This window comes from Xanthomonas sp. NCPPB 3218 (assembly GCF_056725185.1).
On record NZ_CM161516.1, the window covers coordinates 1,067,035 to 1,081,274 of the forward strand.

General features: G+C 67.1%; 17 protein-coding genes. 5 read left to right on the forward strand and 12 right to left on the reverse strand.

All coding sequences use genetic code 11. The annotated features are described in order from the left end of the window. Positions 1-36: 36 nt before the first annotated feature. From AC1PLS_RS04550 to AC1PLS_RS04570, 5 genes are all read right to left on the reverse strand, one after another. Complete coding sequence (locus AC1PLS_RS04550; protein WP_024938261.1) at positions 37-597, reverse strand: nucleoside deaminase; 561 nt, start codon at positions 595-597, stop codon at positions 37-39. After that, positions 597-1,013: a hypothetical protein gene (locus tag AC1PLS_RS04555; protein ID WP_054591355.1), complete on the reverse strand. Its 417-nt coding sequence runs from the start codon at positions 1,011-1,013 to the stop codon at positions 597-599. The genes AC1PLS_RS04550 and AC1PLS_RS04555 overlap by 1 nt, the downstream gene beginning before the upstream one ends. 175 nt (positions 1,014-1,188) lie before the next feature. Further along, positions 1,189-1,461 carry a hypothetical protein gene (locus AC1PLS_RS04560; RefSeq protein WP_184517852.1) on the reverse strand — a complete coding sequence of 91 codons (273 nt, stop codon included), beginning with the start codon at positions 1,459-1,461 and terminating at the stop codon, positions 1,189-1,191. A gap of 40 nt (positions 1,462-1,501) precedes the next feature. After that, positions 1,502-2,431, reverse strand: coding sequence for a DMT family transporter (locus AC1PLS_RS04565; protein ID WP_046345772.1), 930 nt, complete (start codon positions 2,429-2,431; stop codon positions 1,502-1,504). A gap of 217 nt (positions 2,432-2,648) precedes the next feature. Next, positions 2,649-4,388, reverse strand: coding sequence for a glutamine--tRNA ligase/YqeY domain fusion protein (locus AC1PLS_RS04570; RefSeq protein ID WP_054591352.1), 1,740 nt, complete (start codon positions 4,386-4,388; stop codon positions 2,649-2,651). Between the two features lie 242 nt (positions 4,389-4,630). Between AC1PLS_RS04570 and AC1PLS_RS04575 the strand changes: the two genes are divergently transcribed. Then, the gene (locus AC1PLS_RS04575; protein WP_102254739.1) at positions 4,631-5,272 is read left to right on the forward strand and encodes a glutathione S-transferase family protein; all 642 of its coding nucleotides are present in this window, start codon (positions 4,631-4,633) and stop codon (positions 5,270-5,272) included. A 1-nt stretch (position 5,273) separates the two neighbouring features. Beyond that, positions 5,274-5,504 carry a putative signal transducing protein gene (locus tag AC1PLS_RS04580; RefSeq protein WP_016900736.1) on the forward strand — a complete coding sequence of 77 codons (231 nt, stop codon included), beginning with the start codon at positions 5,274-5,276 and terminating at the stop codon, positions 5,502-5,504. Between the two features lie 141 nt (positions 5,505-5,645). Here the strand turns inward: AC1PLS_RS04580 and AC1PLS_RS04585 are convergent, their stop codons facing one another. From AC1PLS_RS04585 to AC1PLS_RS04595, 3 genes are read right to left on the reverse strand one after another with little or no spacing between them, the layout of a single operon-like run. Beyond that, a complete protein-coding gene (locus tag AC1PLS_RS04585; RefSeq protein WP_024938256.1) occupies positions 5,646-6,110 on the reverse strand; it encodes a response regulator in 465 nt (154 codons plus the stop codon). Next, positions 6,107-8,017, reverse strand: coding sequence for an ATP-binding protein (locus AC1PLS_RS04590; RefSeq protein ID WP_184432017.1), 1,911 nt, complete (start codon positions 8,015-8,017; stop codon positions 6,107-6,109). Before AC1PLS_RS04590 ends, AC1PLS_RS04585 begins: the two co-directional genes overlap by 4 nt. Then, positions 8,014-8,721 carry a helix-turn-helix transcriptional regulator gene (locus tag AC1PLS_RS04595; protein WP_184432015.1) on the reverse strand — a complete coding sequence of 236 codons (708 nt, stop codon included), beginning with the start codon at positions 8,719-8,721 and terminating at the stop codon, positions 8,014-8,016. Before AC1PLS_RS04595 ends, AC1PLS_RS04590 begins: the two co-directional genes overlap by 4 nt. 124 nt (positions 8,722-8,845) lie before the next feature. On the opposite strand from AC1PLS_RS04595, the gene AC1PLS_RS04600 reads away from it, so the two are divergent. The 3 genes from AC1PLS_RS04600 (at position 8,846) to AC1PLS_RS04610 (ending at position 10,353) form a co-directional block, all read left to right on the forward strand. Continuing rightward, positions 8,846-9,361: an SgcJ/EcaC family oxidoreductase gene (locus tag AC1PLS_RS04600; protein ID WP_024938253.1), complete on the forward strand. Its 516-nt coding sequence runs from the start codon at positions 8,846-8,848 to the stop codon at positions 9,359-9,361. Positions 9,362-9,443: 82 nt separating this feature from the next. Continuing rightward, on the forward strand, positions 9,444-10,094 hold the full coding sequence (gene msrA / locus AC1PLS_RS04605; RefSeq protein ID WP_065032008.1) for a peptide-methionine (S)-S-oxide reductase MsrA: 651 nt from the start codon (positions 9,444-9,446) through the stop codon (positions 10,092-10,094). Positions 10,095-10,215: 121 nt separating this feature from the next. Then, a complete protein-coding gene (locus tag AC1PLS_RS04610) occupies positions 10,216-10,353 on the forward strand; it encodes a hypothetical protein (RefSeq protein WP_161698209.1) in 138 nt (45 codons plus the stop codon). Between the two features lie 71 nt (positions 10,354-10,424). On the opposite strand, the gene AC1PLS_RS04615 is transcribed toward AC1PLS_RS04610, so the two are convergent. The 4 genes from AC1PLS_RS04615 to AC1PLS_RS04630 all read right to left on the reverse strand — a co-directional run bounded on the left by AC1PLS_RS04615 (position 10,425) and on the right by AC1PLS_RS04630 (position 14,166). After that, entirely contained in the window at positions 10,425-10,994 is a 570-nt protein-coding gene (locus tag AC1PLS_RS04615) for a type 1 glutamine amidotransferase family protein (RefSeq protein ID WP_016900730.1), read from the reverse strand. 336 nt (positions 10,995-11,330) lie between these two features. Continuing rightward, entirely contained in the window at positions 11,331-12,296 is a 966-nt protein-coding gene (gene tal / locus AC1PLS_RS04620) for a transaldolase (RefSeq protein ID WP_104608422.1), read from the reverse strand. Between the two features lie 75 nt (positions 12,297-12,371). Beyond that, positions 12,372-12,794 carry a nucleoside diphosphate kinase regulator gene (gene rnk / locus AC1PLS_RS04625; RefSeq protein WP_016900728.1) on the reverse strand — a complete coding sequence of 141 codons (423 nt, stop codon included), beginning with the start codon at positions 12,792-12,794 and terminating at the stop codon, positions 12,372-12,374. Between the two features lie 430 nt (positions 12,795-13,224). Next, a complete protein-coding gene (locus tag AC1PLS_RS04630; protein WP_024940621.1) occupies positions 13,225-14,166 on the reverse strand; it encodes a LysR substrate-binding domain-containing protein in 942 nt (313 codons plus the stop codon). Positions 14,167-14,240: the final 74 nt, after the last annotated feature.

The following is a 14,240-nucleotide window of genomic DNA, read 5'->3' on the forward strand; positions in this document are numbered from 1 at the left end:
CGCAGTGCCTGGCGTGCGCGATCGCTGCGGGGCAGATCAATAATGGTCACCGCCGCCCTCGCCATAGTTGCGCAGTACCGCGCAGGCCTGATCGCGATGCACGTCGCGCACTACCTCGATGCCGCGGCGGGTGAGCTCGCCCACCCAGTCGGCAGGCAACGGGCCTTCGTCGAATTCGGTCAGCGCCATCACGTCTTCGGCGCGTGCGCCGATCAGCAGGCGGTCGATGCCGGCCCACACCGTGGCGCCGTAGCACTGGCAGCACGGCTGCGCGGAGGTGGCCAGCGTCACTGGCGACAGCACATCGTTCAGGCGCGGCGTCTGCAGGCGCTGCTGCGCGAGCATGTAGGCCATGTTTTCGGCATGCGCCAGCGAGGTGGTCTGCGGCACCACGCGGTTCACCGCCGCGGCGATGATGCGGTGGTCCGGGCCGAACACGACCGCACCGAACGGGCCGCCGCTGCGCTCTTGCACATTCATCCGCGACAGTTCGATTGCCAGCGCCACCTTGTCCTCGTCGCTGGGATAGGCGCGGCTGTCGTCGACATGCGCGTGGATCCAGTCGGGCAGCGTGAGGTGGACTTGCGCGTAAAGCATCAGTGGACCATTTCTGTAGAGGGGGGAGCGGGGCGCAGTGTATCGGCCTGGGCGTCCTTTGCGGCACATTGCCCGGCCACGCACTGGCAGGCGCTGATCTCGCGGAAGCCGCACACGCTCATCATGCCGCTGGCCTGGCACTGCGCCATCACGCCTTTGGGGTCGGTGGCACTGTTGACGTTGACGCAGGCCGGGAAGGCGCCGCAGCAGTTGCCCACGTTCTTCACCGTGCAATCGGCGTCGGTGCGGCAGGTGGTGGTCACGGTGACCGGTTTGCCGGTGGCCGGGCCACTTGCCGAGCCGGTCGCCGGAGGCGGCGCGGCGGTATCGGCCGGCGGCGCGGCCACACAGCCGGTCGACACCAGACAGGCCAGCAGCAACAACGTGCTCAGACACCGGGACAAAAGACGGGACATGCGGCCGCTCCGATCAGACAGGTGAGCGGCCATGGTAAGCCCCGGATGCGCGGAATGTGGCGCGCGCTGGATCAGCTACGGAAAGCCCGGGGATCGGGGCCCTGCGCGCGTTGCGGCTGATGACCCTGGCCGGGGCGCGGCGGGTGACCGCAACACGCCTGCAGTTTCACCGCAGTCAACGCTGTCTGCGCAGCGCCCGCTGGCAGCGCGTGGCAAGGTCCAGTTGCTGCATGCTTTCGTCGCGGCGATCGCTGGGCAGATCGTCATCTGGCCGGCCCGGAAGAAGCGTGCAGAACACCTCGGCCGGGGTCACCGCGTTCGAGACGGGTGGCTGCGGCGAGCAGGCCGCTAGGCCGAACGACAGCGAAAATACCGCGCTGCGCAGCGTGGTTGCAGGCGGGCGTGGACATGGTTGTGGCAGGCACATGGCGGCGTTGCTGACGGACACAGCCTGCAATCTAGGCCGCTGCGTGCATCAGGTGCCGGCGTCATTTCGCTTCCGCATGCAGTGCTGCGCACCACAGCACGCCGACCAGCAGGCAGGCGATGGCGGCCAGCTCCAGTGGCGTGGGCAGGCGCATTTCCCAGGCAAAGCCGTACAGCAACGCAAAGATCGTCTCGAACACGATCATCTGGCCAACCAGAGTCAGCGGCAGCACCCGGCTGGCCCGGTTCCACAAGGCGTTGCCGATCACCGAGGCCAGGATGCCCAGCAACAGCGAAATACCCCAGAAACTGGCCCAGTCGATCGGCGCATGTGGCGCGCTGCCGATCAGTGCGGCCGGCGCCAGCAATAGCGCCAATGCGCCGGTGACCACGCCGGTCAGCAGCGACCAATCGCCACCTGACAGGTCCGGGCGCCGCCGCAGCCAGCGCGCATTGCCGATGGAATAGGCCGACCACGACACCAGTGCACCGACTGCGCACAGCAGGCCGGCGATGCGGGTGGCGCGATCGCTGGCGTGGTGAGCGGCATCGTGCTGCAAGGTGTCCAGGGCGACCAGCGCCACGCCGATGACGCACAACACGCAGGGCGCGGCCAGGCGTCGCAGTTGCACCGCGCCTGCGGCCCGCGTACCGATCACGGTGACCACCACCGGCAGCAGGCCGATGATCAGTGCGGTCGCCGCACTGCCGGCCCACTGCACCGCGCTGCTGAGCAGCACGTAGTAGATCAGGTTGCCCAGCAGGCTCAGACGCACCAGCGCCCACCATTCGGTGCGCCCCAGCCGCGCAGCGGTCTGGCGCGCGCGCGGTGCCAGCACCAGGGCTGCGACCGCGCCATACGACAGGTAACGGGCCACGGCCAGTTGCAACGGCGTGAACGCCGCCAGCAACTGCGGCGCCAGAAACACCAGTCCCCATAACGCACCTGCGCCGATGCCGCAGGCAACACCCACCATCAAGCGCTCACGCATCGTGCTGCTCCTTCATGCCATGCAGCATGCAACGAAGTGCGGCAGGCAGTCTCCATTGCGCTTGTTCATCAACTCAGCAGATACCGCTCTGAGGCGCCGTCCCCGCTGGCTGCATCACGCGTGATGACCACAATGGGTGCGCCGATCGCCGCAGGCCTCGCTGCGGCTGCCTGCTGCCGTTCCCGCGCCGGATGGCTGGCATCCGGCGCGGTCTGACTCACTTGGCCCAGGTGTCGCGCAGGGTCACGCTGCGGTTGAACACCGGCGTGGCGGCGCTATGGTCGCGGCGATCGGCAACGAAGTAGCCGGTACGCTCGAACTGGAACGACTGCTCGGGTGCAGCCTGTGCCGCGCTCGGCTCCACATAGCCGCGCACGCTGCGCTTGGACTCGGGGTTGAGATGGTCGCGGTAGGTCTTGCCCTCGGACTCGTCATCGGGCTTTTCCACCGAGAACAGGCGGTCGTACAGGCGTATTTCCGCTTCCACCGCATGCGCGGCGCTGACCCAATGGATGGTGCCCTTGACCTTGCGGTTGGCGCCTTCCATGCCCGGACGCGACTCCGGGTCCAGCCAGCCACGCAGCTCGACGATCTCGCCTGCGTCGTTCTTGATCACCTCGTCCACGCGCGCAATGCCGGCGCCGCGCAGGCGGATCTCGCCGCCGGGCACCAGGCGCTTCCAGCCCTTGGGCGGGACTTCGGCAAAATCCTCGCGCTCGATCCACAGCTCGCGTGAGAACGGCACCTCGCGCGTGCCGAAGCTCTCGTCCTTGGGATGGTTGGAGAAGCTCAGCGTCTCGTTGTGGCCTTCCGGCAGATTGGTCAGCACCAGCTTGAGCGGGTCGACCACGGCCATGCGGCGCGGCGCGGCCGCATCCAGGTCCTCGCGCAGGCAGCCTTCCAGCACCGAGAAATCGATCAGCGAGTTCTGCTTGCTGATCCCCACACGATCCACGAACAGGCGCATCGCCGCCGGCGTATAGCCGCGCCGGCGCAGGCCCTGCAGCGTGTACATGCGCGGGTCGTCCCAGCCGTCCACCAGCTGTTCTTCCACCAGCGCGGTGAGCTTGCGCTTGCTCATCACCGTGTAGTTGATGTTCAGGCGCGAGAACTCGATCTGGCGCGGCTTGGCGGCCTCGCGCGGCAGGCCCTTGTCCAGCAGCGGCTGCAGCAGCTCCGGATGCGCGGCCAGGTCCACCTTGTCCACGCACCAGTCGTAGAGCGGGCGGTGGTCTTCGAATTCCAGCGTGCACAGCGAATGGGTGATGCCTTCCACCGCATCGCCCAGCGAATGCGCGAAGTCGTACATCGGATAGATCGGCCACGCATTGCCGGTGTTCTGATGCTCGACGTGCTTGATGCGGTACAGCGCCGGGTCGCGCAGGTTGATGTTGCCGCTGGCCATGTCGATCCTGGCGCGCAGGGTGCGTGCGCCATCGGGGAACTCGCCGGCACGCATGCGCCGGAACAAATCCAGGTTTTCCTCGACGCTGCGCTCGCGGAACGGCGAATTGCGGCCGGGCTCGGTCAGCGTGCCGCGGTATTCGCGCACCTGCTCGGCGGACAGGTCGCAGACGAAGGCATGGCCGTCGCGGATCAGTTTTTCCGCGGCCAGGTAATACACCTGGAAATAATCCGATGCATGGCGCAGCTGCGCCCACTCGAACCCCAGCCAGCGCACGTCGTCCTGGATGGCGACCACGAACTCGGGGTCTTCCTTGGCCGGGTTGGTGTCGTCCAGGCGCAGATTGCACAGCCCGCCGAACTCGGCGGCCAGGCCGAAATCCAGGCAGATCGCCTTGGCGTGGCCAATATGCAGATAGCCGTTGGGCTCGGGCGGGAAGCGGGTGCGGATGACCGTGTGCTTGCCGCTGGCCAGATCCTCGCGGACGATCTGGCGGATGAAGTCTTTCTTCTCCGCCGGGGCGGTGGCGTCGGTGGCTAGGGTCTCGGACATGCGCGCATCAGCAATAGGTAAACCGCAAGTTTAGGCGGTGGCACCGGTTAGGGGTAGGCGGCGTGTCGGGGCCGGCCATCGCGCGCCACCTGCGCGCGGTGGTCCTGCGCGCAAGCGCCTTGCTGCCGGGGCCTGCATGGCTGGCCGCAGCCAGGCCGGCTGCCATCGGCAGGCGGCACGGCGGGCTGGCCGGCACCGCCGCCGGCGCGTACGCTGCGGCGATCCTTCGGAGTGCCCCACGCATGCCTTTGCCCCGCCTGGTGATCGGCGACAAGACCCTGTCCTCCTGGTCGCTGCGCCCGTGGCTGCTGCTGCGGCATTTCCAGGTACCGTTCGAAGAGATCGCGCTGCCGCTGGATACGCCGCAATTCCAGGCCCGCATCGCCGGTTATTCGCCCACCCGCAAGGTGCCGGTGCTGTGGGACGACACCCTGCATGTCTGGGATTCGCTGGCGATCTGCGAATACGTCAACGAACGCTGGCTGGATGGCCGCGGCTGGCCGGCCGAGCTGTCCGTGCGGGCGCAGGCCCGCGCGGCGGCGGCGGAAATGCACTCGGGCTTTGTGGACTTGCGCACCCAGCTGCCGATGAACCTGGCCCGCGCGCCTGGCCCGGCCCGCTGGGACGCGGCCGCCGAGCGCGACATCACCCGCATCCAGGCGCTGTGGGCCAGCCTGCGCGCCGAGCATGGCCATGCCGGGCAGTTCCTGTGCGGCGACTTCGGCATCGTCGATGCGATGTTCGCCCCGGTCGCGCTGCGTTTTGCCAGCTACGGCGTGCCGTTGTTCGAGGCTGCCGGCGATTACCTGGCCGCACTGGATGCATTGCCGGCACTGCGCGAGTGGAAGCAGGACGCCGCGCGCGAACGCCTGGAGCGCGGCTGACATGCAGATCGCGTATCGCGCCAGTCACATCATCGACGCGCATCTGGCCAAGCACGCGCTGGAGGATGCCGGCATCACCGCTTTCGTGTTTGGCGAGTCGCTCTTGGGCGGTGCCGGGGAACTGCCTGCCTTCGGCGTGCTGCAGGTCTGCGTGGCCGACCTGCACCTGAGCCAGGCACAGGCGGTACTGGCAGAGATCGGCCTGTGCGGCGAGGTCACCCGCGCGCTGTAGCGCAGCGCCCGTCGTAGGAGCGCACCCGGGCGCGACGTGGCGTTCATCGGCACAGCCACGTCGCGCCCGGGTGCGCTCCTACGCTGGTGTTATCGGCACAGCCCCGGTCGCGCCCGGGTGCGCTCCTACGATGTGCGCGCGTCATTCCGGCTGGCGCCACCCTGGCGGCGCCGCATCCGGTGCGGCCAGCGCCCGCAGGCGTTTGAACAGCACCGTGGTTTCGGCCACGTTCCAGACCCGCAGCGCGACCTCGAAGGTGTCCAGCGGCTTGGTCAGGAAGTCCTTGGCGCCCAGGCCCAGGGCGCGATGGCGCGCGCTGCGGCTGGGGTCGGCGGTGAGCACGATTACCGGCAGGAAGTGGCCGGGATCGGACAGCCGCGCCAGTTGTTCCAGTAGTGCATAGCCGTCGAGTTCCGGCATCTTCAGATCCAGCAGGATCAGGTCCGGCGCGAATGCCGACACCAGCCCCATCACCCGCAATGGGTCGGTGGTGGCGATGACCTGCTGGAAGCCTTCGCGCTGCAGCAGGTCTTCGAGCAGCCGCACATTGGCCGGCTCGTCGTCGACGATGAGGATGCGGGAACCCAGGATTTCGTCGCGTGTCATGCCAGCAGCCCGTCGATCACAGTGAAGAATTCCGCCACATCGAGCGGCTTGGTCAGATACGCGCGCACGCCCTGATTGCCGACGCGCGCCAGGGTGGCGGTGGTGGCATCGGCACTGATCACCACCACCGGCACGCCGACGGTGCCCGGTTGCGCCTGCAGCTCGCGCAGCAGTTCTTCGCCGTTGCCGTCGCTCAGATGCAGGTCCAGCAGGATCAGGTCCGGCACGCCGTGCTGCAGCAGCGCGCGCGCCTGCGCCAGGCTGGCCGCTTCCAGCAGCTGCCATTGCGGGCGGCGTTCGCTGAGGGTGCGGATCAGGGCCTGGTTGGACGGGTTGTCTTCGATGCTCAGCAGCCGGCACACGCCCGTGCCCGCGTTACTCGGCGGCACGATGGCGCGCGCCGGCTCGCTGCGTTGCGGTTCGCCCTGCGGCAGCGAGATCCAGAAGCGCGCGCCATCGCGGCTGCTGTCCACGCCGATGCGCCCGCCCATCGCCTCGATCAGCCGCTTGCTCAGTGCCAGGCCCAGGCCGGTGCCTTCCACCGCCGAGCGCTCGGCACCCAGCCGCTCGAACGGCGTGAACAGCCGCTCGATCTGTGCCGGCGTCAGGCCCGCGCCCTGGTCGGCGACCGTGATGCGCACCTGCTCGCCATCCGGTCGCGCGCTCACCTGCACCTGGCCGCCGGTGCGATTGAACTTGACCGCGTTCGACAGCAGGTTGAGCAATACCTGGCGCAGTCGCTGCGCATCGGCGCGCACCGTCCACGGCCCGTCGATGGCAGCCGGCTGCAGCGCGATGCCGTGCTTGTCCGCGTCCGGTGCGATCAGGCCCAAGGCCTCGTGGACGGCAGCGCGCACCGAGACCGGCTCCGGGCTCAGATCCAGTTGGTCGGCTTCGATCCGCGCGATGTCCAGCAGCTCGGTGATCAGCCCCAGCAGGTGCCGGCCGGCGCCGAGAATATGCTGCAGATGACGGCGATGCCCGGGCTCGGGCAGATCCATTTCCAGCACCTGCGCATAGCCCAGGATCGCATTGAGCGGCGTGCGCAATTCGTGGCTGCTGCGCGACAGGAATTCGGTCTTTGCGCGGTTGGCGGTTTCTGCCTCGCGCCGTGCCAGTTGCGCTTCGGCGGCACGTGCGGCGAGCAGTTCGCTGGCCTGCGCCAGGCGCTGGCCGACCTGGCCCAGCTCGTCGCCGGCGCGCGGTTGCGGCGCCAGCGGCAAGCCTTCGCCCAGCCGGTCGGCATTGGCGGCCAGCGTGCGCAGGCGTCCGGACAGTGCCGAGGCGAACCACGCCACCGCGAACACCGCGCCCAGGCCGCCCAGCATCGCCGCACTTAAAGTGATGATGAGATTGCGCTGGCGCAGCCCCTGCGCCTTGGCGGTACGTAGCTGCAATTGCGCGGTTTCGTAATTGCGCAGTTCGCGCAGTTCGGCACGCAGGATGTCGAGCTTGTACTTGCCGTCCCACAGCTGGCGGATCTCTTCTTCGCGGCTCAGATCCGGTGCCAGCAACCGGCGCCACCCCTGCATTTTTTCCGCAAACAACGGTTTGATGCGCGCAAACCGCTGCGCCTGCCCCGGGTCGGTGATGCGTTGTGACAGCCGTTCGGCCACCCGTTGCAGGCGCGGCTCGGCATCGCGGTACGGGGTGAGGAATTCATCGCGGCGCACCAGCCGATACCCGCGCACGCCGGCCGCGGTTTCGGCCAATAGCGCGTGTGCTTCGTACAGATCGCTCAACACCTCCAGCGTCTGCCGCACATCGTTTTCGGCGGCGATGTTCTGCCGCTCCACGCTGTAGATCGCCATCAAGGCCACCGCCAGCAGCAGCAGGGGCAGGGTCACCACCGCCAGGCTCTTGCGGGTGATCGGCCAATCGTTCCAACGCACCGCCATTGCATTCATAGCGCGAGTCCGGCTTGGACCGCGTACACCGCGGCCTGGGTGCGATCTTTTACCTCAAGTTTCTGCAGGATTCGCTCCACATGCACTTTGACCGTGCCGGGAGAAATCCCCAGTTCAGCTGCCAGCGTCGCATTGGTGAGGCCGCGCGGCAGCAGGGACAGCACCTGTTTCTCGCGCTTGCTGAGCGCGGCCAGGCGGTCGTCCTGCACCGGCTTGCGCCGACGCGTGGCGAGCGGTTTGGCCGGTTCGGCCACCATCGCCGGCAGCAGCAGTGCGAAGGCCTGCAGCGCCTGCACATCGTCGTTGCCGGGGGCGGGACGGGTGTCGTTCCAGGCCACGCACAGCATGCCCAGGGTGCTGCCCAGCGCCTGGATCGGCACCTTGGCCTCGCGGATATCGGCCGGGCGCGGTGGCATCAGCCAGGCCGCTTCATGGCTGTCGCCGGCTGCGCTGGCACCTGGCGGCAATGCGCGGCCGCGGCTGGCCAGCACCTGCGCGCGTGGCCCGCGCTGTGCCAGCACCGCGCCATGTTCCAGGCCCAGCAACAGCAGCACCCGGCCCAGTACCGCGTCGCAGGCCTGTTCCGGCGTCTGTGCCTGACGCAGCGCCACCGCGACCTCCCAGAGCGCCTGCCAGCGTGCGCTGTCGGATGCTTCGCGGCGTAGCGTCAGGCGCCAATCGCCAGCATTGGTAGGGGTTTCCATGAGTTCGCTCTAGGCCGATCAGCATATTCGAGTATATGCCAGTCGGCAGAATTGTTGGGGCCGCTTGGTTTCGATACTGAGCTCGCCCGATGCGGCAACCCCCTCAACCACACGGAGATTTCCCATGCGTCGCACTCTGTTCTCTCTGGTTCTGGCTCTGGCTGCCACCCCGGCGCTGGCTGGCGGCGTGATGCACTACACCGACAAGGCCACGTTGCCGGCCGGCGGCGAAGAACGCGAAGTCGCCGCGCTGTTCGACACCTGGAACGCGGCACTGGCTACCGGCAATCCGGACAAGGTGGCCGATCTGTATGCCCCGGATGGTGTGCTGCTGCCGACCGTGTCCAACGAGGTCCGCGCCTCGCGCGAGCAGATCGAAAAATACTTCGAGATGTTCCTGACCAAGAAGCCGCAGGGCGTCGTCAACTACCGCACCGTGCGTGTGCTCGATGACGACAGCGCGGTGGATGCCGGCGTCTACACCTTCACGCTGACCGACAAGGACGGCAAGAAAACCGACGTGCAGGCGCGCTACACCTTCGTGTACGAGAAGCGCGACGGCAAGTGGCTGATCATCAATCACCACAGCTCGGCGATGCCGGAAGTGGACACCGCCACCGCCTCGGTGACCAGGAAGTAACGCCGCATTGGCCGTAGTGGCTTGAAAGCCGCTACGGCCGGCGCCATCCAGCAGGCAATCCTCACGATTGCGGAGTTGCACCATGCTGGGAATCGGCGCTTTCAAACAACGCATGCCACGTCCGGGCGAGGCCTTGCCCGGACGCGCGCAGGCACTACCGCTCCACAACACCCACCTGATCAACGGCCATCCGTTGCGCGGGGAGTTCACCGGCCTGGCCCAGGTGCAGTTCGGGCTCGGCTGCTTCTGGGGCGCAGAACGCAAGTTCTGGAACCTGCCAGGGGTGTACACCACGGCGGTGGGTTACGCCGGCGGCGAGACACCCAACGCCACCTACGGCGAAGTGTGTTCCGGGCAGACCGGCCATACCGAAGCGGTGTTGGTGGTGTACGACGAAGCGGCGGTGTCGTTCGCACAGTTGCTGCGCACGTTCTGGGAAAGCCACGACCCCACCCAGGGCATGCAGCAGGGCAACGACGTCGGCACGCAATACCGCTCGGCGATCTATTGCACGACACAGGCGCAATACGACGCCGCGCTTGCCAGCCGCGATGCGTACCAGCAGCAACTAGACGCCGCCGGGTATGGCGCGATCACCACGGAGATCCGTTTCCCGGCGCCCACGTTCTACTACGCCGAAGACGATCACCAGCAATATCTCGCCAAGCATCCCAATGGCTATTGCGGGCTTGGCGGAACGGGAGTGAGCTGCCCGATCGGGCTGGATGCCTGACGGAAAGGCGGGCCGGATTGAAGCGCTGTCATCCACGTGATCGTGGCGGCGTGCCGATGGCCAACAGTGACCGGCAGCGTCATCACGATCAGGCAGCGCATGGGAGTGCATGCCAGGCAACTTGAATGGCTACGCCGGAGACGGCGTGGCCATCTTTTTTTGCGGCGTGCACACCACGCGCCGGCACCGCCGCGGGTGGCCGAGCGGCGAACCGGCCCAGCGCATCATTGCGGTCAATCCCGACAGTCAATCGGTGTGATGGATCGGTGCGGCGACCCACTGCATCCAGTCAGTGCAGCCAATGCGCCAGGCGTGCCTGAATCCGCCGGATCAGACGAACTCGCCGGCGAACATGCCGCGCAGCTGGGCGAGCATGTCGGTGCGTTCCGGATGCAGCAGTCGCATGCAGGCAAGCGCGAAGCCGACCGGGCTGGTGCCGGGTGCGGTGATCACGCCATCGGCGGTCACCACCTTTTCGTGCCGGTATTGCGCAGCACCGGCATACGGCACCACGTGTTCCTGCAGGAAGGCCAGCGCGTTGCTGGTGTGTGCGCGCTGGTCGAGCAGGCCGGCATAGGCCAGGGCGATGGTGGCGCCGCAGATCGCCGCGACCGGGCGCTGGTGCTGCACGCGCTCGACCAGCAGGCCGCTCAGGCCGGGGATTTCGCCGGCCTGCCAACGCTCGCTGCCGGGCAGGATCCAGAGATCGGCATCCAGCGGCGCCAGATCGGAGAGGGCGAAGTCCGGGGTGATGCGCAGCCCGCCGATCGACTGCACCGGCTGACCATCGATGCTGGCGATGGCGACCTGGTCGCCGAACCATTCGCGCGCCGCCGGCAGGACAACGCCAATCTCCCAATCGGCCACGCCGTCGACCATCACCACTGCAATGTTTGCCATTGTCCGCTACGCCAGTTGAGGAACCCGGATTCTAGGCAGTGCGGCTTGCGCGGGTGTAAGCGGCGCGTGGAGAGCGACGCAGATCCGCGCGCCGCTCAGGCCAAGACGCGCGCATGGCAGCTCGGCGGCGGCTGCGCAGGCATCGATGCGCCCACAAGCTCGACGGTGACTGGAAAGTACGGCGGCCCAGGCCGGCCGCAGTTTCCAATGCCAGCATCGCGAGGGCCTTGCCTTACGCGTCGTGACTGCAGCGTGCTGCGCAGTCAGACTGCAAAAACCAAAACGCCCACAGCCACCAGGCTGCAGGCGTTGGTACTGCGAACGGCGGCGCTGCGATCAGCCGGCGAGCTTGTCGGTGATGGTCTTGCGCAGTGCCTGCAGATCCTTGGCGAAGGCGTCGATGCCGCTGGCCAGCTTTTCGGTGGCCATCGGGTCGGCTGCCAGATCGGTGGCGAAGCTGTCGCTGTCGATCGGGGTGATCTGCGCGTTGTCGGCCTGCGCAGGCGAGAGCTTGCGCGGCAGTTCGCCGTGTTCGGCGTCGAGCTTTTCCAGCAGCTCCGGTGAGATGGTCAGCCGGTCGCAACCGGCCAGGGCTTCGATCTGCGCGGTGGAGCGGAACGAGGCGCCCATCACCACGGTGGACGAGCCGCGCTGCTTGAACTCGTTGTAGACCGTGCGCACGAACACCACGCCCGGGTCTTCGTCGATGCTGGCCGGGGTCTGCCCCTGGGCGACGTAGTAGTCCAGGATCCGGCCGACGAATGGCGAGATCAGGAACACGCCCGCTTCCGCACAGGCCAGCGCCTGCGAGCGGTTGAAGATCAGGGTCAGATTGCAGTCGATGCCTTCGCGCTGCAGCTGGCGCGCAGCCTCGATGCCTTCCCAGGTGGCCGCGATCTTGATCAGGATCTTGTCCTTGGACACGCCACGCTCGGCGTACATCGCGATGAACTTGCGCGCCTTGGCGATGGTCGCCTCGGTGTCGTGCGCCAGGTCGGCATCGACCTCGGTGGAGACGCGGCCAGGGACCAGCTCGGCCAGCCTGACGCCGACGCCGATAGTGAGGCGGTCGGCCACTTCGTTGACGGTGCTGGTGCGGTCTTCGCTGCCGTGTTCGCGGCCCCAGGCCAGTTCGCGCTCGATCAGGTCGGCATACACCGGCAGATCCAATGCCTTTTTGACCAGGGTGGGATTGGTGGTGCAGTCGACCGGCTTCAGGCGCTTGATGGCGTCGTAGTCGCCGGTGTCGGCAACGACGACGGACAGGTCACGCAACTGGGCAAGCTTGGAGGGAGCAGTCATGCGGGTTCTCTCGAATCGTGGAACGGGTCGTGGATAGGGCGCAGCGCGCTACGGTAGCGCGCCTGGCGTGTGAAGTCAGGCGCCGGCCAGGGCATGTTGATCGTGCACGGCGCTGACACGCAGACGCAGGTCGCGCCCGTCGGGCGTACGCCAGTCGATGCTCTGACCGACCGACAGGCCGAGCAGCGCACTGCCGACCGGCGCCAGCACCGAGATGCGGCCGTGCTGCACATCGGCCTCGTGCGGATACACAAGCGTGAGCGTATGTCGTTCGCCATGCAGCTCATCTTCGCAATCGATGCGGGAGTGCATGGTGACGACATCGCCGGGAATCTGGTCGGGCGGCACGACGCGTGCGCGGCCCAGTTCGTCACTCAGCGCGGTGGCGGCCGGGTGCTTGTTGAAAGCGGGGGAATCGAGCAGGGCCTCGAGCCGGGCGAGGTCGTGGCTGGAAACCAGGATGGACGGCGGCAAGCCGCTGTGGTGCTGCGAAGTCATGGCAATCTCCTTGACGATGACGGCTCGCCAACATGGCAAGCCTCACTGCCCAGATGAGGGCGCCGCTGCCCGATCGCAATGCATGGCGAGATGGCGCAGTGCCCCGGCTGGGTCGGGCAATGCAGGCGCGGCACTACCAGCTGCGGGCCGTGGCCATAGAACCACGCAAGCACGGCAGTGTTGCAGCGCTCAGGTGCGCGCCTTCACTCAGCGACAAGTGGCTGACTTGAAGTTTCCCGCCCGAGTCCACCACGTGCCAATGACACCACAACCGCCAGGTGCTTCCAGAGACATCGCGCCATAACCACCCGCCAAACAAAAAACGACGCTTGCGCGTCGCTTATGTCCGAGAACAGGTGAAAAAACATTCCGCCAAGCAACCGCAGCCATGAAACGATTTCCCGATTCCCGATTCCCGATTCCCGATTCCTCAGGCCGCAACCGCCTTAGGCCCGGTCGCCGGCTGGTCCAGCGTGAACAGGCTCTCCGGCAACTCCTTGAACAACTGCGCCAGCTGCTCCAGGAACGCGGTCATGGCCGAGCTGCGGCGCCAGGCCATGGCGATGCGGCGGCTGGGCTGCTTGTCTTCGCGGAAACGGATCAGGCGGATGTTCTCCGAGCGCGCGACCGGTGGCTTGACCGCCAGCAGCGGCAGCAAGGTCACACCGACATTGGCAGCCACCATCTGGCGCAGCGTCTCCAGGCTGGTGGCCTGGAATTCGGATTTTTCCAGGGCGCCGGCAAGATGGCAGACATCCAGCGCCTGCTCACGCAGGCAGTGGCCATCTTCCAGCAGCAACAGCCGCTGCTCGGACAGATCGTCCAGCGTCATGCTGTCGTGGCGCGACAGCGGATGGCCTTCCGGCACGGCCAGCACGAAGGGTTCCTCGAACAGGAATTCGGCATGCAGTTGCTCATCCTGCAACGGCAGTGCGAGCAGCGCCGCATCCAGCCGGCCTTCGCGCAGCTGGTGCACCAGCTGATCGCTTTTTTCCTCGATCAGCAGCAGTTCCAGGCGCGGGAATCGCTCGCGGATCCGCGGCACCACATGCGGCAACAGATACGGCGCCAGGGTGGGAAAGATGCCCAGCCGCACGGTGCCGGCTTCCGGATCCTGGCTGCGCCGCGCGGCTTCCTTCATCTGTTCCACTTCGGCCACGATGCCGCGCGCGCGCATCGCCGCTTCGCGGCCGGCCGGGGTCAGCATCACCTTGCGCGGCGCACGTTCCACCAGCGGCACGCCAAGCTCGTCTTCGAGTTTCTTGATCTGTGTGGACAGCGTCGGTTGACTGACGAAGCAGGCCGTCGCAGCACGGCCGAAATGCTTGTGGTCGGCCAGGGCGACCAGATATTTCAGGTCACGCAGATTCATGTGCAGCAGCCCTCATTGCGGTGACGGGGTACGACTGGAGCTTAGCGCCCGGGCTGGCCGGGCGCTGGCTTGAG